This window comes from Geodermatophilus sp. SYSU D00525 (assembly GCF_054050475.1).
This window is the reverse complement of sequence record NZ_JBJGZK010000019.1, coordinates 1-18,182: the sequence shown is the minus strand read 5'-3', so window position 1 is coordinate 18,182 and position 18,182 is coordinate 1. Positions and strand designations below refer to the sequence as shown.

Annotated in this window: 16 protein-coding genes; 9 read left to right on the top strand and 7 right to left on the bottom strand. The window is 75.6% G+C overall.

Translation table 11 applies throughout. The annotated features are described in order from the left end of the window. The first annotated feature begins 2 nt into the window (after nt 1-2). The 6 genes from recR to ACI796_RS15755 all read left to right on the top strand — a co-directional run bounded on the left by recR (nt 3) and on the right by ACI796_RS15755 (nt 6,764). Nucleotides 3-602, top strand: coding sequence for a recombination mediator RecR (recR, locus tag ACI796_RS15780; RefSeq protein WP_387987503.1), 600 nt, complete (start codon nt 3-5; stop codon nt 600-602). Between the two features lie 192 nt (nt 603-794). After that, nucleotides 795-2,501 carry an ABC transporter substrate-binding protein gene (locus ACI796_RS15775; RefSeq protein WP_456942176.1) on the top strand — a complete coding sequence of 569 codons (1,707 nt, stop codon included), beginning with the start codon at nt 795-797 and terminating at the stop codon, nt 2,499-2,501. Nucleotides 2,502-2,589: 88 nt separating this feature from the next. After that, nucleotides 2,590-3,594: an ABC transporter permease gene (locus tag ACI796_RS15770; protein WP_456942175.1), complete on the top strand. Its 1,005-nt coding sequence runs from the start codon at nt 2,590-2,592 to the stop codon at nt 3,592-3,594. Between the two features lie 16 nt (nt 3,595-3,610). Further along, nucleotides 3,611-4,552 carry an ABC transporter permease gene (locus ACI796_RS15765; RefSeq protein ID WP_456942174.1) on the top strand — a complete coding sequence of 314 codons (942 nt, stop codon included), beginning with the start codon at nt 3,611-3,613 and terminating at the stop codon, nt 4,550-4,552. Continuing rightward, nucleotides 4,549-5,628, top strand: a complete 1,080-nt coding sequence (locus ACI796_RS15760) for an ABC transporter ATP-binding protein (protein ID WP_456942173.1) — start codon at nt 4,549-4,551, stop codon at nt 5,626-5,628. The genes ACI796_RS15765 and ACI796_RS15760 overlap by 4 nt, the downstream gene beginning before the upstream one ends. Next, on the top strand, nt 5,625-6,764 hold the full coding sequence (locus ACI796_RS15755) for an ABC transporter ATP-binding protein (protein ID WP_456942172.1): 1,140 nt from the start codon (nt 5,625-5,627) through the stop codon (nt 6,762-6,764). The genes ACI796_RS15760 and ACI796_RS15755 overlap by 4 nt, the downstream gene beginning before the upstream one ends. Nucleotides 6,765-6,901: 137 nt before the next feature. Here ACI796_RS15755 and ACI796_RS15750 read toward each other — a convergent pair whose 3' ends face one another. Continuing rightward, entirely contained in the window at nt 6,902-7,261 is a 360-nt protein-coding gene (locus ACI796_RS15750) for a Rieske (2Fe-2S) protein (RefSeq protein WP_456942171.1), read from the bottom strand. A gap of 98 nt (nt 7,262-7,359) precedes the next feature. Here ACI796_RS15750 and ACI796_RS15745 point away from each other — a divergent pair, with 98 nt between their 5' ends. Both ACI796_RS15745 and ACI796_RS15740 read left to right on the top strand, forming a co-directional pair. Further along, nucleotides 7,360-9,399 (top strand): TPM domain-containing protein, encoded by a 2,040-nt coding sequence (locus tag ACI796_RS15745; protein WP_456942170.1) that lies wholly within the window; start codon nt 7,360-7,362, stop codon nt 9,397-9,399. Nucleotides 9,400-9,484: 85 nt separating this feature from the next. Then, nucleotides 9,485-10,246 carry a VOC family protein gene (locus ACI796_RS15740; RefSeq protein WP_456942169.1) on the top strand — a complete coding sequence of 254 codons (762 nt, stop codon included), beginning with the start codon at nt 9,485-9,487 and terminating at the stop codon, nt 10,244-10,246. A 6-nt stretch (nt 10,247-10,252) separates the two neighbouring features. Here the strand turns inward: ACI796_RS15740 and ACI796_RS15735 are convergent, their stop codons facing one another. From ACI796_RS15735 to ACI796_RS15710, 6 genes are all read right to left on the bottom strand, one after another. Then, nucleotides 10,253-10,681, bottom strand: coding sequence for a PPOX class F420-dependent oxidoreductase (locus tag ACI796_RS15735; RefSeq protein ID WP_456942168.1), 429 nt, complete (start codon nt 10,679-10,681; stop codon nt 10,253-10,255). Then, nucleotides 10,678-11,649, bottom strand: a complete 972-nt coding sequence (locus ACI796_RS15730) for a pirin family protein (RefSeq protein WP_456942167.1) — start codon at nt 11,647-11,649, stop codon at nt 10,678-10,680. The genes ACI796_RS15735 and ACI796_RS15730 overlap by 4 nt, the downstream gene beginning before the upstream one ends. A gap of 34 nt (nt 11,650-11,683) precedes the next feature. Then, the gene (locus ACI796_RS15725) at nt 11,684-12,595 is read right to left on the bottom strand and encodes a DUF5996 family protein (protein WP_456942166.1); all 912 of its coding nucleotides are present in this window, start codon (nt 12,593-12,595) and stop codon (nt 11,684-11,686) included. Nucleotides 12,596-12,673: 78 nt separating this feature from the next. Continuing rightward, nucleotides 12,674-13,660, bottom strand: coding sequence for a pirin family protein (locus tag ACI796_RS15720; protein WP_456942165.1), 987 nt, complete (start codon nt 13,658-13,660; stop codon nt 12,674-12,676). Between the two features lie 78 nt (nt 13,661-13,738). After that, entirely contained in the window at nt 13,739-15,274 is a 1,536-nt protein-coding gene (locus ACI796_RS15715; RefSeq protein WP_456942164.1) for a Mur ligase family protein, read from the bottom strand. A 56-nt stretch (nt 15,275-15,330) separates the two neighbouring features. Beyond that, the gene (locus tag ACI796_RS15710; RefSeq protein WP_456942163.1) at nt 15,331-16,098 is read right to left on the bottom strand and encodes a hypothetical protein; all 768 of its coding nucleotides are present in this window, start codon (nt 16,096-16,098) and stop codon (nt 15,331-15,333) included. Between the two features lie 161 nt (nt 16,099-16,259). Between ACI796_RS15710 and ACI796_RS15705 the strand changes: the two genes are divergently transcribed. Then, nucleotides 16,260-18,068, top strand: a complete 1,809-nt coding sequence (locus ACI796_RS15705; RefSeq protein ID WP_456942162.1) for an ABC-F family ATP-binding cassette domain-containing protein — start codon at nt 16,260-16,262, stop codon at nt 18,066-18,068. Nucleotides 18,069-18,182: the final 114 nt, after the last annotated feature.

Genomic DNA, 18,182 nt, shown 5'->3' with positions numbered 1-18,182 from the left:
CCGTGTACGAGGGGGCCGTCCAGGACCTCATCGACGAGCTCGGCCGCCTGCCCGGCGTCGGGCCCAAGAGCGCGCAGCGCATCGCGTTCCACCTGCTGGCCGCCGAGTCCGCCGACGTCGGCCGGCTGGTCGCCGCGCTGCAGCGCGTGCAGGCCGAGGTGCGCTTCTGCGTGACCTGCTACAACGTCGCCGAGGGCGAGCAGTGCCGGATCTGCAAGGACCCGCGCCGCTCCGACGACGTCATCTGCGTCGTCGAGGAGCCCAAGGACGTCGTCGCCATCGAGCGCACCCGCGAGTTCCGCGGCCGCTACCACGTCCTCGGCGGCGCGATCAGCCCGATCGAGGGCGTGGGCCCCGACGACCTGCGGGTCAAGGAGCTCATGACCCGGCTGATGGACGGCACGGTCACCGAGCTGATCATCGCCACCGACCCCAACCTCGAGGGCGAGGCCACCGCGGCGTACCTGGCCCGGCTGGTCGGCCCGCTCGGCCTGACCGTCTCCCGCCTGGCCAGCGGGCTCCCGGTCGGCGGCGACCTCGAGTACGCCGACGAGATCACCCTGGGGCGCGCGTTCGAGGGCCGCCGCCGCATCGACGCCTAGCGCCCGCGGCCAGGCCGGTCACGGGCGCCGTCCGGCAAGGTCACAGGATGGTGTCGATGGGGGCCGACGGCTCGGGCACCTCTCCCCGGGAGACCTAGGGTCCGACGCACGTCCGCGCGGTTCTTCCGCCGCGCGGCCGCCCAGCGTCGAACTCATCCGGCCCCGCGGGGTCGAGAAGGCAGGTCTTCCGCGATGCAGCGTCGACCACAGCGTGCGCTCGCCGCCTCGGCGGCCGTGCTCACCGCAGTGACCCTGGCCGCCTGTGCCTCCAGTGACCGGGACTCCGGCTCCGGCGGGGAGGGTGGCGAGGCCCAGTCCGGCGGCACCCTCGTCTTCGGGGCGGCCGGTGACCCGGCCATGCTCGACCCGGCCTTCGGCAGCGACGGTGAGACCTTCCGCGTCTCCCGGCAGATCTTCGAGGGCCTCCTGGGCAACGAACTGGGGGGAACCGATCCCGAGCCCGAACTGGCGGAGGACTGGGAGGTCAGCGAGGACGGACTCGAGTACACCTTCAACCTGCGCCAGGGCGTGACGTTCCACGACGGCACCGACTTCAACGCCGAGGCGGTCTGCTTCAACTTCGACCGCTGGTACAACTTCGAGGGCCTGGCACAGAGCCCCAGCGCCTCGTACTACTACCAGGCGGTCTTCGGCGGCTTCGCCAGCACGCCGGACTTCCCGAGCATCTACGAGAGCTGCGAGGCGAGCGACGAGAACACCGCGGTCATCCGGCTGACCCAGGTCACCTCGAAGTTCCCCTCCGCGCTCGCCCTGCCGGCGTTCTCCATCCAGAGCCCCACGGCCCTGCAGGAGTACGACGCCGACAACCTCTCGGGCAGCGAGGACGCGCTCACCTACCCCGCGTACGCCCTCGAGCACCCGGTCGGCACCGGTCCGTTCAAGTTCGAGAGCTGGGACCGCGGCAACGGCGAGGTCACCATCGTCCGCAACGACGACTACTGGGGTGACTCCGCACTCCTCGACGAGATCATCTTCCGGACGATCCCGGACGGGAACGCCCGCCGGCAGGAGCTCCAGGCCGGCTCGATCGACGGCTACGACTACGTGGCCCCCGCGGACTACCAGTCCCTGGAGGACGAGGGCCTCCAGGTCCTGGTCCGCGACCCGTTCAACATCCTGTACCTGGGTATCAACGGCGGCAACGTGCCTGGCGTCAACGCCAACCCGGCGCTGCAGGACATCCGGGTGCGGCAGGCGATCGCGCACGCCATCGACCGCGAGACGATCGTCAACTCGCTGCTGCCTGCCGGTGCGGAGGCGGCCACCCAGTTCATGCCGCCGACGGTCGACGGCTGGGCCGAGGACGTCACCACCTACGACTACGACCCCGACCGCGCCCGGCAGCTCCTCACCGAGGCCGGCCAGCTCGGCACGACGCTGCGGTTCTACTACCCGACCGACGTCAGCCGGCCCTACCTGCCGGACCCGGCCGCGATGTTCCAGGTCATCAGCCAGAACCTGACCGACGCCGGCTTCACGGTCGAGGCGACGGCGCTGCCGTGGAACCCGGACTACACCAACGCGGTGCAGGCCGGCCAGGCGGACGTCCACCTGCTCGGCTGGACCGGTGACTACAACGACGCCTACAACTTCATCGGCACGTTCTTCGCCGAGGACGCGAACAACCAGGCGTCGGCGGAGTTCGGCGCGTTCAGCGCGCCGGAGATCTTCCAGGCCCTGGACCAGGCGGACCAGGAGCCCGACGCCAGCCGCCGCACCGAGCTCTACCAGGAGGCCAACCGGCTGATCATGGACTACCTGCCGGGTGTCCCGATCTCGCACTCCCCGCCGGCCCTGGTGGTCGCGGAGAACGTGCAGGGCCTGGAGCCCAGCCCGCTGACCGCCGAGGAGTTCGCGACGGTGTCGCTCAGCGACTGACCCGCAGTGCCGGCCGCGCCGGGGCAGGAGGATCCTGTCCCCGGCGCGGCCGGCGCCGTTCCTGCCCCCGGAGAGGTGACCCGAGCGCGTGCTCCGCTTCGTCGTCCGGCGGCTCCTGCAGCTGATCCCGATCCTGCTGGGGCTGTCGGTCCTGCTCTTCGCCTGGCTGCGGGCGCTGCCCGGGGGGCCGGCCCAGGCCGCGCTCGGTGAGCGCGCCACCCCCGAGGCGATCGCCCGCTACAACGAGCTGTTCGGGCTCGACCAGCCGCTGTACGTGCAGTACCTGCGCTTCCTCGGCCGCGCCGTGCAACTGGACTTCGGCAACTCCGCGCGCACCGGGCGCCCGGTCACCGAGGAGTTCCTCGAGCGGATGCCCGGCACCATCGAGCTGACCGTGTTCGCGATGGTGTTCGCGATCGGCGTCGGCATCCCGCTGGGGTACCTGGCCGCCCGCCGGCACGGCAGCTGGCTGGACTCGGCGTCGGTCATCGGCTCGCTGATCGGGGTCGCCATCCCGGTCTTCTTCCTCGCCTACCTGCTGCGCCTGCTCTTCGCCGTCGAGCTCGGCTGGCTGCCCGGCTCCGGGCGCCAGGAGGTGCGCATCGACGCCACCCGCGTCACCAACTTCTACGTCCTCGACGGCCTGCTGACGCGCGAGTGGGACGCCGCCTGGGACGCCTTCACGCACCTGGTGTTGCCGGGCATCGCGCTGGGCACCATCCCGCTGGCGATCATCGTGCGGATCACCCGGGCCTCGGTCCTGGACGTGGTGAACGAGGACTACGTGCGCACGGCGAACGCCAAGGGCCTGGCGACGGCGACCGTCCGGCGCCGGCACGTCCTGCGCAACGCGCTGCTGCCGGTGTCGACGACGATCGGGCTGCAGACGGGCCTGCTGCTGTCGGGGGCGGTGCTCACCGAGACCGTGTTCGCGTTCGGCGGGGTGGGGTCGGCCATCTACGATGCGATCTTCCAGCGGGACTACGCGCTGCTGCAGGGCTTCGTCCTGATGCTGGCCATCATGTACGTCATCGTGAACCTGCTGGTCGACATCTCCTACGGGCTGCTCGACCCCCGGGTCAGGGTCTCGTGAACGAGGGGGAGGGCCGATGACCGCGGTGGGCGACGTCCGCCGGCGGCGGATCGACGAGCTGGCCGCCCGCGCCGGCCAGGTGCCCGAGGGCGAGGGCGGCGTCTCGCTCACCCGCAGCGCGTTCCGCCGGCTGCGGCGCAACCCGGTGGCGATCGCCGGCGCGGTCATCGTCGTCGTGTTCCTGCTCGTGGCGGCGTTCGCGCCGCTGCTGGCCCCGCGGGACCCGCTGGCGCAGACCTTGCTGTCGGAGATCCGCCCCGGCTTCATCCCCGGCGCCCGGGAGGGCTTCCCCCTCGGTGCCGACGAGCTGGGCCGGGACCTGCTCTCGCGGCTGATCGTCGGCTCCCGCCAGTCGCTGCTGATCGGGGTGGTGTCGACGCTGATCGGCGTCGTCGTCGGCATGTCCCTCGGCGTCCTGGCCGGAGCGTTCGGCGGCTGGGTCGACACCGTCATCATGCGGCTCGTCGACATCATGCTGTCCATCCCGGGCCTGCTGATGGCGATCAGCATCTCGGTGCTCCTGGGCCAGAACCAGTGGTCGCTGGTGATCGCCATCGCGGTGACCCAGGTCCCCGTCTTCGCCCGGCTGCTGCGCGGGTCGATGCTGAGCCAGCGGAACAGCGACTACGTCCTCGCCGCCCAGGCCCTGGGCATCAGACGGGGCCGGATCGTGTTCGGGCACGTCCTGCCCAACTCGCTGTCGCCGGTGATCGTCCAGACGACGCTGTCGCTGGCGACCGCGATCATCGAGGCCGCGGCCCTGTCCTTCCTCGGCCTGGGCGACCCCGACCTGGCCCGCCCCGAGTGGGGCGCCATGCTGTCCAACGCCCAGGACTTCCTGTCCGTGCGGCCGGAGCTGGCCGTCTACCCGGCCCTGTGCATCGTCGTCGTCGCGCTCGGCTTCACCCTGCTCGGCGAGTCGCTGCGCGAGGCGCTCGACCCGAAGTTCCGGAGGTGAGCCCGCTGACCATCGAGGAGCTGCCGCCCAGATCCGTCGACCGCACCGGCCTGCCCGTGCTCGAGGTCGAGGACCTCACCGTCACGTTCACGCGGCGGGGCGAGCAGCCGACGCGGGCCGTCGACGGCGTCAGCTTCAGCGTGGCGCCGGGCGAGACGATCGGGCTGGTCGGCGAGTCCGGCTGCGGCAAGTCGGTGACGTCCCTCGCGGTCATGGGCCTGCTGCCGCGCCGCGGCGTGGAGGTCGGCGGGTCGGTCCGGCTCGACGGCGCGGAGCTGGTCGGTGCGCCCGAGAAGGAGCTGCGGGACCGGCGCGGCGCGGACATGGCCATGGTGTTCCAGGACCCGCTGTCCTCCCTGAACCCGACGGTGCCCATCGGGACCCAGGTCACCGAGGTCCTCCTCCAGCACCGGGAGCTGTCGAGGAAGGACGCCGTCGACGAGGCCACCCGCCTGCTCGACCGCGTCGGCATCCCCGACCCCCGGCGCCGGCTCAAGGAGTACCCGCACCAGCTCTCCGGCGGCATGCGGCAGCGGGCATTGATCGCGATGGCGCTGGCCTGCGCGCCCCGGCTGCTCATCGCCGACGAGCCCACGACCGCGCTCGACGTGACGATCCAGGCGCAGATCCTCGAGCTGCTGCGCGAGCTCGTCGTCGACTCGGGGACGGCGCTGGTGATGATCACCCACGACCTGGGCGTCGTCGCCGGGCTCTGCGACCGGGTGCACGTCATGTACGCCGGCCGGATCATCGAGTCGGCCGACCGGCACGAGCTGTTCGCCCGGCCCCGCCAGCCCTACACGGGCGGCCTGCTGGCCTCCGTCCCGCGGCTGGACGGCGCCCGCGGCGCGCCGCTGCACCCCATCCGCGGCTCCGCGCGCGACGCCATCCCCTGGGCCGAGGGCTGCGCGTTCGCGCCGCGGTGTGACAACGCCCAGGACGACTGCCTCACCGAGGTCGCCGGCAGCACGGTGCCGCTGGAGTACGACGGCCCCGGCCGCGAGCTGCGCTGCCGGCACCCCCTCGAGTACCCCGGGTCCCCGGCCGGGGCCACCGCGTCCGGAGCCGCCCGATGACCGCCGTCCCGTCCGCGGACCCGCTGCTGCGGGTCGAGGGCCTCCAGGTGCACTTCCCGATCAAGCGGGGGCTGTTCGTCGACCGCACCGTGGGCCACGTCCGCGCCGTGGACGGCGTCGACCTGAGCATCGAGCGCGGCACCACGTACGGGCTGGTGGGGGAGTCCGGCTGCGGCAAGTCCACCCTCGGGCGCGCCGTCCTGCGCCTGGTCGAGCCCACCGGCGGGCGGGTCGTCTTCGACGGGACCGACGTCGCCTCCCTGTCCGGGGAGCCGCTGCGGACCCTGCGCCGCCGCATGCAGATGGTCTTCCAGGACCCGCTCGGCAGCCTCGACCCCCGGCAGAACGTCGAGTCGCTGCTGTCCGAGCCGCTCGTGGCCCACGGCCTGGGCGGGGGCCGGCAGGGCATCGCCGAGCGGATCCGGACGCTGCTCGACGCGGTCGGCCTGCCGTCGGCCGCGCTGCGCCGCTACCCGCACGAGTTCTCCGGCGGCCAGCGCCAGCGCATCGGCATCGCCCGCGCGATCGCCCTCGAGCCGGACCTGCTCATCGCCGACGAGCCGGTCTCCGCGCTCGACGTCAGCGTGCAGGCGCAGGTCGTCAACCTGCTCGAGGAGCTGCAGGAGCGGCTGGGCCTGACCTACCTCGTCATCGCCCACGACCTCGCGGTGGTCCGGCACATCAGCGACGTCGTCGGCGTCATGTACCTGGGCTCGCTGGTCGAGCAGGCCCCCTCCGACGTCCTCTACTCCGAGCCGCTGCACCCGTACACGCGGGCGCTCATGAGCGCCGTCCCGGTGCCCGACCCGGTGGTCGAGGAGAGCCGGGAGCGGATCCTGCTGGCCGGGGACCTGCCCTCCCCGGCCAACCCGCCCAGCGGCTGCCGCTTCCACACCCGCTGCCCGTGGCGGCAGGAGACCCGGTGCGACGACGAGGTGCCCGTCCTCCGCGAGCTCGGCACCGGGCACCTGGTGGGCTGTCACTGGGCGGAGGAGATCCGCGACGGGCTGCTCGCACCGCGCTCGCCGGAGGAGGTCGCCGCCACGCAGGGCGTCAGCGTCCGCCCGACCGGCGCGGAGAGCCCGGAGAGCGATGCGCTCGTGCAGGGTCTCGACGCGCCGATCGAGCGGACCTAGGGCCTCGGTCCTCCACGACGACGTCAGTCCTTCACGACGACGTCAGTCCTCCACGACGACGTCAGTCCTCCACGACGAGGTCAGTCCTCCACGACGAGGTCAGTCCTCCACGACGACGTCAGTCCTCCACGACGACGTCAGTCCTCCACGACGACGTCGTTGCCGCGGCGCAGCGCCCGCTTCACCCGCAGCCGCAGCACCTTCGCGTAGCCGCGGACGAACTGGGTGTAGCCCGGCGTGGGCCCGTGGTAGCCGAGGAAGCCGCGCGGGCCCTCGACCATGTCGCCGGTGCGGACGTCGTAGCGGGCCTGGTGCCACGGGCAGACGAGGCAGCCGTTCTCGTCGAGGGAGCCCCCGGAGAGGTCGGCGAGCTGGTGGCGGCAGCGGCGGGACACGGCGAAGTACTCGCCGTCGCGGTTGCCCACGGCCCACTTCCCGGCCCGGCCCACCGTCCCCGGGGGCAGCCGGTCGGCGGGGATGCGGTCGGTCTCGCTCACGGTGGTCCTCCTCGGGCCGGGACTCGGTCGACCGCCCCCTACCCGGTCGTGCCCGTCCTACCCGGCCGAGGGGCGGGCGCCCCCCTAGGGTCGGGACCGTGCGCCGGCTGGTGGGAGTCCTCGCAGTCACGGCCGCGGTCCTGGTCGCCGGCGGGAGCCCGGCGCTGGCCGAGCCGCCCCTCGACGTCCCCGACGAGGTGACCGACCGCGCCGGGGTGCTCGGCTCCGGGGGCCTCGGGCAGGTGCAGCAGGCGGTCGACGAGCGGCAGGCCGAGGACGGCACCCAGGCGTTCGTCGTCTACGTGGCCAGCTTCGACGGCCTCGACCAGGGGGCGTGGGCGCAGGCGACCGCGGAGGCGTCCGGACTCGGGTCGACCGACGTGCTGTTCGCCGTCGCGGTGGACGACCGGCGCTACGGCTACTGGGTCGACGACGCGTTCCCGCAGAGCGACGCGGAGATCGAGGACTTCCTCGCGCGGGACGTCGAGCCCGAGCTCGGCGCCGGCGACTGGGCCGGCGCCGGGGTGGCCTTCGCCGAGGGCGTCGGCGACGCGGCGGGCTCCGGCTCCGGCTCGGGCTCGGGTGCCGTCACCGCCACCGTCGTCGGAGGGGTCGCAGTCGTCGGCGGGGGCGCCTGGCTGGTGGCGCGGTCGCGGCGCCGCCGGCAGGGGGCCCAGCAGCCGCCGACGACGCGGATCGAGCGGCCCGACCCGAACGCCGGCGTGCCCACCGAGGAGCTCCAGGGCCGGGCCAGCGCCGCGCTGCTCGACCTCGACGAGGCGGTGAAGACCTCGCAGCTGGACCTGGACTTCGCCCGGCTGCAGTACGGGGAGGCCGCCGTCGCCGGGTTCACCGAGGCGCTGGGGCGGTCGCGGCAGGAGCTGACCCGCGCGTTCACGCTGCGCCAGCAGCTCGACGACGAGGTGCCCGAGGACGAGCCGACCCGCAGGCGGGTGCTGGGCGAGATCCTGCAGCTCACCGCGGCCGCCGACGCCCGGCTCGACGAGCAGGCGCAGGCCTTCGACCAGCTGCGCGACCTCGAGCGCACCGCCCCGCAGGCGCTGGAGGCGCTGGGCCCGCGGATCACCGCGCTGCACGGCCGGCTGCCGCAGGACGAGGAGCGGATGACCTGGCTGCAGCGGCGGTACGCGGCGTCCGCGCTGGCGCCGGTGGCCGACAACCTCGACCAGGCCCGCGCGCGGCTGGCCGCCGCCGAGCAGGAGGCCGCCGAGGCCCGCGCCGCGCTCGACGCCGGCCGCTCGGGTGAGGCGGTGGGCGACCTGCGGGCGGCGGAGGACGCGGTGGCCCAGGTCGGCACGCTGCTCGACGCCGTCGGGCGGCTCGAGCGCGACCTCGAGGAGGCCGCCGCCCGGCTGCCCGCCGTCCGCGCCGAGACCGAGGAGGACCTCGCCGAGGCCCGCGCGCTGGTGGCCTCCGGGAACGCCGGCGGGCTGCGGCCGCAGGTGGCCCGGGCCGAGGCGGGGCTGGCCGCCGCGGAGGAGGCCATGGGCTCCGCGGGCGGCGCGCTGCCCGACCCGCTCACCGCGCTGCGCCGGCTGGAGGAGGCGGACCTCGCGCTGGAGCAGGCGCTCGCCGTCGCCCGGGACGCGCAGACCCGGGCCCGCCGGGCGGCCGCGGCGCTGGACCAGACGCTGCTGCGGGCCCGCTCGGCGGTGGCCGCGGCGGCGGACTTCGTCGCCACCCGGCGCGGTGCGGTCGGCCCCGAGGCCCGCACGCGGCTGGCCGAGGCGCAGCGCCACCTCGACGCCGCCGTCGGCACGGGGCGCACCGACCCCGAGGGCGCGCTGCGGGAGGCGCAGCTGGCCGACCAGCTCGCGCAGTCGGCGCTGCAGCTCGCGCAGTCCGACGTCACGAGCTGGTCCGCGGGCTACGGCGGCTACGGGCCGGGCTACGGGCCGGGCTACCCGTCCGGCTACGGCTACGGCGGCGGACGTGGCGGCGTGGACCTCGGCAGCCTGGTGCTCGGCGGCATCCTGGCCGGCGGCTTCGGCGGCGGGCACGGGCGCGGCTACGGCGGCGGGGGGCTCGGCGGCGGTTTCGGTGGTGGTGGGCGGCCGCGCGGGGGCAGCTTCGGCGGCTCGCGCAGCCGCGGCCGCAGCGGCGGCGGCCGCTTCTAGCCGCGGCCCCTCCGGAGGGCGCCCCGGAGGGCGGCGGACTGTCGGTCACCGGTGGGACGGTGCCCTCCCGACCCGAGGAGGAGCCATGCCCACCCGGAACGCCCCCTGGCCCGACGGCACGCCCTGCTGGGTGGACTACGGCGCGGTCGACCCCGCCGCGGCGAAGGCCTTCTACGGCGCGCTGCTGGGCTGGGACTGGACGGAGGACGCGCCCGGGTCCGGCGGCTACGTCACCGCGCTCCGGGACGGGCACCGGGCCGCCGGTCTCGGCCCGCAGACGGAGCCGGGCGCCGCGCCGTCGTGGACGACGTACTTCGCCACCGGCGACGCCGGGGCCACCTGCGACCGCATCCGGGACGCCGGCGGCACCGTCGTCGTGGCGCCGGTGGAGATCGGGCCGCTGGGCGCGATGGCCGTCGCCCGCGACCCGCAGGGCAACCAGTTCGGCCTGTGGCAGGCCGGCGCGCACACCGGCGTGGAGGTGCACGGCGAGCCCGGCTCGCTGGCGTGGAACGAGGCCGCCGTCGAGGACCCCGCCGTGGCGCGGGCCTTCTACGCCGCGGTGTTCGGCTTCCGGTTCGACGAGCTGGAGGGCATGGGCGGCTACGCCACCTTCGCCACCGGCGAGCGCCCGCTCGGCGGCCTGGGCGGGGTCGTCCCGGGCGCGCCGCAGGGCTGGGCGACCTGCTTCTCCGTCGCCTCCACCGACGAGGCGGTGGCCGCGGTCGAGGCGGCGGGCGGAAAGGTCACGACGACGCCGGAGGACACCGGGTTCGGCCGCTTCGCCGTGGTCGCGGACCCGTGGGGCGCCGGCTTCTCCGTGCTCCAGGAGCCACCCGCCGCGTGAGCGGGGTCAGCCGGGCAGTTGGCCGTAGGTGTGCTCGGGGGTGAACCGGACGACCAGGCGCCGCTCGGCCACCATCGCCCGGCGGTAGTCGTCCCAGTCCTCGTGCTCCTCGGAGACGCCGCGGTAGTAGGTGACGAGCTCCTCCACCGTGGCGTCGTGCGGGTCGGCGGCGACCGGGGTGAGCTCCGCGGTGCCCTCGACGGCCACCCACGACCAGAAGTCGCGCGAGGTCACGTGCAGGGTGACCCGCGGGTCGGCCTGGAGGTTGCGCGTCTTGGCCCGGTCGGCGGTCACCGAGACCCGGAACAGCCGCTGCTCCGGGTCGTAGGAGTAGCCGACGTTGGACACCTGGGGCCGCCCGTCGCGCTTGATCGTGGCCAGCACGCCCATCTGGTGCTCCGCCACGAACGCCAGGTGCCGGTCGTGGACGGTCACCGGACCCGCCCCCGGGCCTTGAGCGGCACCGGCGGCAACGCCGGCGCGAGCTGCCGCTGGTCCTCGTCGAACCCGGCGACGACGCCGAACCGCGGGTCGCCGTCGTTCCACCGCTCGGCGTACTCCGTGATCTCCTCGCCCGAGCGGCCGACGAAGTTCCACCACATGACCAGCCGCTCCTCGAACGGCTCGCCGCCGAGCAGCAGCAGCCTCGTGGCCGCCTCGGTCCGGATCCGCACGGACCGCCGGCCGGTGCCGAGGTAGACCATCGCCCCGTGCGCCAGCGGCGCGCCCTCGACGTCGGCCCCGCCGGAGGCGCCGAGCAGCGCGTGCTCGAAGTCCGGCTCCAGCGGCACCTCGACGTCCGCGCCCGCGGCCAGGTCCAGGTCGACTCCCAGGATCGGCGTGTACGCGGTGCCCGGCGACACCGCGCCGCCGAAGCCACCCAGCAGCACCGTCGCGGTCAGCCCGTCGGAGGTGAAGCCCGGCAGGGTCGCGTGGTGCTCGAACGCCGGCGCGGTGTCGCGGGCGGCGTCGGGCAGGGCCACCCACAGCTGGGCGCCGTGCAGGAACCGCGGGTGCGGCACCGGGGACTGCTCGGAGTGCGCGATGCCGTGCCCGGCGGTCATGAGCGCGAGCTGGCCGGGGCCGAAGGTGACGTCGCTGCCGAGGGAGTCGCGGTGGTGCACGCTGCCCTGCAGCAGCCAGGACACCGTCTGCAGGCCGGTGTGCGGGTGCGGCGTCACCTGCATGCCAGAGGTCGCCGCGACGTCGTCGGGGCCGTAGTGGTCGACGAACGCCCAGGCGCCGACCATCCGGCGGCCCAGCGTCGGCAGCAGCCGCCGGACGACGGTGGACTCGCCCAGCGGCACCTCCTTGGCGGGCAGCAGGTCGAGGGCGGGCCCGGCGGCCGTGCCGTCCAGGCCGCCCACCTCGCGCGGGGTAGGACGGGGTTCGGTGTTGCTCACGGGCGGACCTCCGGACGGCGGGCGGTGGGCAGGGTCAGCGGGGTTCGGGCGCGGTCGGGCAGCGCAGCGCGCCCAGGTCCCAGCCGGCGCGGCGGGCGCCGGCGGCGTAGGCGCTCTCCAGGAAGTCCAGGACGGTGCCGCGCGGGTCGGCCGCCGTCCGCACGTCCTCGTAGGGCAGCAGCGCGAGGTGGGCGCCGCGGCTGTCGATCCACCGCGCCGCCGCCGGCCGCAGCGGCTCCTCGGCCAGGCCCGCGGGCTCGGGCGCGGTGTAGGAGTAGAACGCCGGCTCCGGGACCTGGTCGTCGCCGAACCAGAAGCCGGCGCTGATCACCTCGTGCGAGTAGGCCTCGCGGGTGACCGGGTCGACCGTCTCCGGCTGCTCCACCCGCCGGTCGGAGAAGCGGGTGACGGCCAGGTCGAAGGTGTGCCAGAAGTGGTGCACCGGGCTGGTCTTGGCGTAGCTGCGGCCGGCGAACTCCTCGAGCACCTGGGCCACCTGGCCGAGCACCACCCAGTAGCGGGTCACCGCGGCGCGGTCGTAGGCGGCGTGGTGCTCGTCCTCGGCGAACGGCGTGCGGTCGGCCAGGTCGAACGGGACGGGCAGCTCGACGGTCGCGGGCAGGCCGAGCGCCGCCAGGCTGCCGAGCAGCCGGCGGTAGAACGCCGCCACGCTCAGCCCGGGCAGCGGGAACGACGCCCGCCGCCCGTCGGCCACGGCGATCTCCAGTCGGTGGTCGACCAGGTCGAGGTCGACGGCGAAGACGGGGTCGAAGCCCATCGGCCGGGTGGTCAGGCCGCGGCCGGTGAGGTGGAAGGGGACGTGCCACCAGTGGTTGCGCCGCGGGGCGTTGGCCAGCCGCAGCTTGCCGACGACCTGCAGGAACCGGTGCAGGGTGTCCTTGGTGTCGGCCCACTCGGCCAGCGGGACGGGCGGGAAGACGGACACGGGGACTCCTCGGTCGGCGGGTTGCGGCCAGCATGCAGGCCCCGGCGGCGGCGTGGAAGCCGCCACCGGGGGCCGCGTTCACTGCCCGGTCTCGCCGCGCACGGCGCGGTGCGCGTCGGTGGCCGGGATGCTGCCGAGCCGGCCGGCCTGGTGGTCGGCGAACGCGTCCAGCAGCTCCTGCCGGGTGTTCATGACGAACGGCCCGTACACGGCGATCGGCTCGCGGATCGGCCGGCCGCCGAGGACGACGACGTCGAGGGCCGGCGTCCGCGACTCCTGCTGCACCGCGCCGCGCACCGTCACCGTGTCCCCGGGGCCGAGGACGGCGAGCCGGCCGGTGCGGACCGGCGCCCCGTCGATGCCGACGGAGCCGGCGCCGGACAGCACGTAGACCAGGGCGTTGAACGAGGGGTCCCACGGCAGGTCCAGCGTCGCGCCGGGGGAGACGGTGGCGTGCACCATCGCCATCGGCGTGTACGTGGAGCCCGGCCCGCGGTGCCCGGCGACGTCACCGGCGATGACCCGGAGGAACGCGCCGGCGTCGGGGCTGGCCAGCAGCACCGACCGGTCGGCGCGCAGGTCCTGGTAGCGCGGCTGCACCCACTTCTGCGCCCGCGGCAGGTTCACCCACAGCTGCAGGCCGTGGAACAGCCCGCCGCTGACCACCAGGTGCTCCGGCGGCCGCTCGATGTGCAGCACGCCGCCGCCGGCGGTCATCCACTGCGTGTCGCCGTTGCTGATCGTGCCGCCGCCGCCGTGGGAGTCGGCGTGCTCGAAGGTGCCGTCGATGATGTAGGTGACGGTCTCGAACCCGCGGTGCGGGTGCCAGGAGGTGCCCCTGGGCTCACCGGGGGCGTACTCGACCTCGCCCATCTGGTCCATGTGCAGGAACGGGTCGAGGTCGCGCAGGTCGACCCCGGCGAAGGCGCGGCGGACCGGGAACCCCTCGCCCTCGAACCCCGACGGCGCGGTGGTCACCGAGCGGGTGCGGCGCCGCACGGTGCCCGGCGCGGGGAGCGGGACGCGGGGCAGGGTGGTGGTGTCCTCGACGGTGACGGCGGGCATGGCCGGCCTCCCTCAGTTGAGCTCTCAACCAGTGGCGACCGTAGCACCGGGAAGGCCCCGCGTGTTCCCGCCCGGGCGTCAGGAGGCGAGCTCGTCGCCGGCCGCGCCGTTCGTCGGCGGCCCGTGCTCGGCGAGCAGCGCGGTCTTCGCGACCTCGGCGTCGTCGAGGTGGACGGCGTCGCGCGGGTCGGTCGTGTCGAGCACCCGGGTCTCGTGGCCGCGGCCCACGAGCAGGACGACGTCGGCCGGGCCGGCGGCGCGCACCGCCGCCAGGATCGCCGCGCGCCGGTCCGGGACGGTGCGCACGGCCGCGTCCGCCCCCAGCAGGCCGACCCGCAGCTCGGCCACGATCGCCGCCGGGTCCTCCCCGTGGCTGCCCTCGTTGGTCAGCCAGACGACGTCGGCCGCGCGGGCGGACTCGCCCAGGCCCTGCCGCTTGTACCGGTCCCGCCGGCCGCGGGCGCCGAGCACCAGGTGCACCCGGCCGCCGGGCCCGGACAGGTCGCGGGCGGTGGTGATCGCCGCGGCCAGCGCGCGCGGGGTGTGCGCGTAGTCCACGACGACCAGCGGCCGCCCCGCGCCGCCGAGCACGGTGTTGCGCCCCCGCGGCGGCGCGACCGTGGCCAGGCCGTCGGCGATCCGCTCCGGGTCCATGCCGAGCGCCCGCCCGGTGGCCCAGGCCGCGGCCAGGTTGGTCACGTGCACCCGGCCGACCAGCGGGCTGTGCACCCGGTGCCCGCCGGCGTCGTCGGCCAGCAGCACCTCGGTGCCGCCGGCGCCGGTGCGCCAGCCCAGCACCCGGACGTCGGCGTCCGCGGCCGAACCCACGCGGGTCACCGGCACCGGTGCCTGGTCGGCCAGCCGCCGGCCCCACGGGTCGTCGACGACCACGACGCCGGCCGCCGCGCGGTCGCGCTCGAACAGCCGCGCCTTGCTCGCCCAGTACTGCTCGAGGGTGCCGTGGTGGTCGAGGTGGTCCTCCTCGAAGCCGGTGAACACGGCGACGTCGAAGCGCAGCCCGTCGATGCGGCCCATGTCCAGCGCGATCGAGGACGCCTCGACGACGGCCCGCCGCGCCCCCGCGTCGACCATCCACCGCAGCAGCTCGTGGAGCTCCGGGGCCTCGGGCGTGGTCAGCGACGTCCCGCGCGAGCGGGTGCCGACGGACGCGCCGAGCGTGCCGACGACGCCGGTGCGGGTGCCCGCCGCGTCGAGCACGCCGCGCACGAGCGCGCCGGTCGTCGTCTTGCCGTTGCTGCCGGTCACCCCGACCAGGCGCAGCGCGCGGGCCGGGTCGCCGGCGAGCAGCGCGCCGAGCGGGCCGAGCTGGGCGCGCACCGACGGGACCCGCAGCTGCGGCAGCGCGACGTCGACCGGCCGGTCCACCAGCAGCGCCGCGGCGCCGGCCCGCGCGGCGGCCCCGGCGTGCCGGTGCCCGTCGCTGACCGCACCGCGGACGCAGGCGAACAACGAGCCGGGGACCACCCGCCGGGAGTCGGTGACCAGACCGCGCACGGCCGGGTGGCCGGCACCCCCGACGCGGGAGACGGGTCCGCCGGGGACGGTGGCGGCGCGGCGCTCCACGGCCGACCAGGGGACGGCGGGGAGTCGCACCGGACCGACGATAGGTGGCGCGCGATCTTCTTGCAGGTCGAGAGGAACGGCGGCGCTCAGCGGAGCAGCCGGGCGACCCCGGTCAGCTCCTCCTCGACGTCGGCGTCGGGCAGCACCTCGCTGCGCTCGGCCAGCCGTGGCCGCCACGCCGGCGGGGCCGACCCGAGCCAGGCGGCGCCGGCGTCGGTGAGCCGGCCGTCGGAGCGCAGCGGCGCCCAGCCGCGCAGGAACCGCAGCCCCTCGGCGGCGGTGACCAGGGTGCGGGCCACGCCGCGGCCGCGGTACACCGGCTCGACGGTGACGTCGTCGACCAGGCCGGAGCGGATCCACCAGCGGACCTCGGCGATCCGGTCGGTCATCCGCACCCCGGCGGCGGCGACCTCGTGCGGGCGGACGACCGCGCCGGGCCGGAAGGCGTTGCCGCGGAAGGCCAGCAGCGAGGCGGCCGGGACCGCGCTGTGCGCGTGGGTGACCTCGGCGAACCACATCGGCGGGCAGGTCCCCGACAGCTCCTCGGCGACCTCGATGCGCACCACCCGGCCGTCGGAGGCGCGGTGCCGGACGTCGACCTGCCAGCCGGCGGGGCGGCGGCCGCGGGCGTCGACGGCGGTCATGTCGACCGGGGTGCCGTCGGGGAAGCGGTCGGAGTTGACCGCCACCAGCGAGTACTCGACGGGGCCGGGGCCGCGGCGCAGCAGCCGGGCCCACCACAGCGCCGTCGTCTCCGGGGCGGGCTCGGCCAGCGGCGGGACCGCCCGCAGGCGCGGTGCCGCCGGCGCCGGGCCCGGGAACGCCGCGTCGTGGGCCGCTGCCGTCATGCTCATGTCGTCCTCCGCTCGTCCGCCCCGGACACCCGGGGTGTGCTGCCGACGACTCTCCGGATCGCACTTGCGGGTGCCTTGGGGTCCACTAGCGGTCCGCCCCCGGGCGGCCGGGACGGACCGGGAGCCGGGGATACTGGGCGTCCGATGACCTGGACCCGGCCGTGAGCGCCCCGCTGAACCTGCTCAACCTCGAGCGGGTCTCCAAGGCCCACGGCACCACCGTGCTGCTCGACGACGTCTCGCTCGGCGTCGCCGCCGGCGAGCGGATCGGCGTCGTGGGGCGCAACGGCAGCGGCAAGTCCACGCTGCTCGGCGTCCTCACCGGCCGCGAGGAGCCCGACTCCGGCCGGGTCACGCGGCGCGGCGACCTCGCCGTCGGCGTCCTCGACCAGTCCGGCACGCTGCCGCCGGGCGCCACCGTCCGCGACGTCGTCCTGCCGGAGACGCTGTTCGCCGCGGAGCACGAGTGGGCCGCCGACCCGGCCGTCCGCAGCGTGCTGACCGGCCTGGAGCTCGACCGGCTCGGCCTGGACAGCCCGGTCGCCCCGATGTCCGGCGGCGAGCGCCGGCGGGTCGCCCTGGCCGCGCAGCTGATCCGGCCGCTGGACCTGCTGGTGCTCGACGAGCCGACCAACCACCTCGACGTCGAGGGCGTCGCGTGGCTGGCCGACTACGTCAAGCGGCGGGTCGGCGCGCTGGTCGTCGTCACCCACGACCGGTGGTTCCTCGACGAGGTCTGCACGCAGACCTGGGAGGTCACCGACGGCGCGGTGCACGCCTACGAGGGCGGCTACGCGGCCTACACCCTGGCCCGCGCCGAGCGCGCCCGCGTCGCGGCGGTGACCGAGGAGCGGCGGCTGAACCTGGTGCGCAAGGAGCTGGCCTGGCTGCGCCGCGGCGCGCCGGCGCGCACCAGCAAGCCGCGGTTCCGGATCGAGGCGGCCGAGGCGCTGATCGCCGACGAGCCGCCGCCCCGGGAGTCGATGGCGCTCAAGGGCTTCGCCGCCCGGCGGCTCGGCAGGACGGTGTACGACGTCGAGGACGTCGACTACGCGGTGCCCTCCGACGACGGCCCGCGGCCGCTGTTCCGCGACCTGACCTGGCACGTCGGGCCCGGCGACCGCATCGGTGTGGTCGGCGTCAACGGCGCCGGCAAGACCTCGCTGCTGCGGCTGCTGGTCGGCGAGACCGAGCCCGACCGCGGCCGGGTGGTGCGCGGCCAGACCGTCGCCCCGGCGTACCTGTCCCAGCACGTCACCGAGCTGCCCGGGCGGCTGCGGGTGCTCGAGGCGGTGCAGGAGGTCGCGCGGATCGCCCGGATCGGCAACCAGGAGATCTCCGCGTCGTCGCTGGCCGAGCGGTTCGGCTTCCCGGCGTCGCGGCAGTGGACGCCGGTCGGCGACCTCTCCGGCGGCGAGCGGCGGCGGCTGCAGCTGCTGCGGCTGCTCATGGCCGAGCCGAACGTGCTGCTGCTCGACGAGCCGACCAACGACCTCGACATCGACACGCTCACCCAGCTCGAGGACCTGCTCGACTCCTTCCCCGGCACGGTGCTGGTGGTCAGCCACGACCGGTACTTCGTCGACCGGGTGTGCGACTCGGTGGTCGCGCTGATGGGCGACGGCTCGCTGGCCGCGCTGCCCGGCGGGGTGGAGGAGTACCTCGCCCGCCGGGCCGCCGGGGAGGCCGCGCTCCCCTCCGCGGCGCCGGCCGGCCCGACCGCGGCGGCCCCCGCCCCGGCCGGGCCCTCGGCGGCGGAGGTGCGTGCCGCCCGCAAGGAGGCCGCCCGGCTCGAGCGGCGGCTGGAGAAGCTCGGCGCGGAGGAGGAGCGGCTGCACTCCGAGCTCGCCGCCGCGGCCACCGACCACGCGAGGGTCATGGAGCTCGACGGCCGGCTGCGGACCCTGCTGGCCGAGAAGGACCAGGTCGAGACCGACTGGCTGGCCGCCGCGGAGCTCGCCGAGGGTTGACGCGGCGCCGTCGTCCTGGCTCACGCGAGCGCGGGGGGGGGGGGGGGGGGGGGGGGGGGGGGGGGGGGGGGGGGGGGGGGGGGGGGCGGGGGGGGCGGGCGGGGGGTGTGTGCG

What these genes read in the sequence shown, in the direction of transcription:
- ACI796_RS15775 (WP_456942176.1), top strand. Translation starts at nt 795, where the DNA reads ATGCAGCGTCGACCACAGCGTGCGCTCGCCGCCTCGGCGGCCGTGCTC.
- ACI796_RS15755 (WP_456942172.1), top strand. Translation starts at nt 5,625, where the DNA reads ATGACCGCCGTCCCGTCCGCGGACCCGCTGCTGCGGGTCGAGGGCCTC.
- ACI796_RS15740 (WP_456942169.1), top strand. Translation starts at nt 9,485, where the DNA reads ATGCCCACCCGGAACGCCCCCTGGCCCGACGGCACGCCCTGCTGGGTG.
- ACI796_RS15710 (WP_456942163.1), bottom strand. Translation starts at nt 16,098, where the DNA reads ATGAGCATGACGGCAGCGGCCCACGACGCGGCGTTCCCGGGCCCGGCG.
- ACI796_RS15720 (WP_456942165.1), bottom strand. Translation starts at nt 13,660, where the DNA reads ATGCCCGCCGTCACCGTCGAGGACACCACCACCCTGCCCCGCGTCCCG.
- ACI796_RS15765 (WP_456942174.1), top strand. Translation starts at nt 3,611, where the DNA reads ATGACCGCGGTGGGCGACGTCCGCCGGCGGCGGATCGACGAGCTGGCC.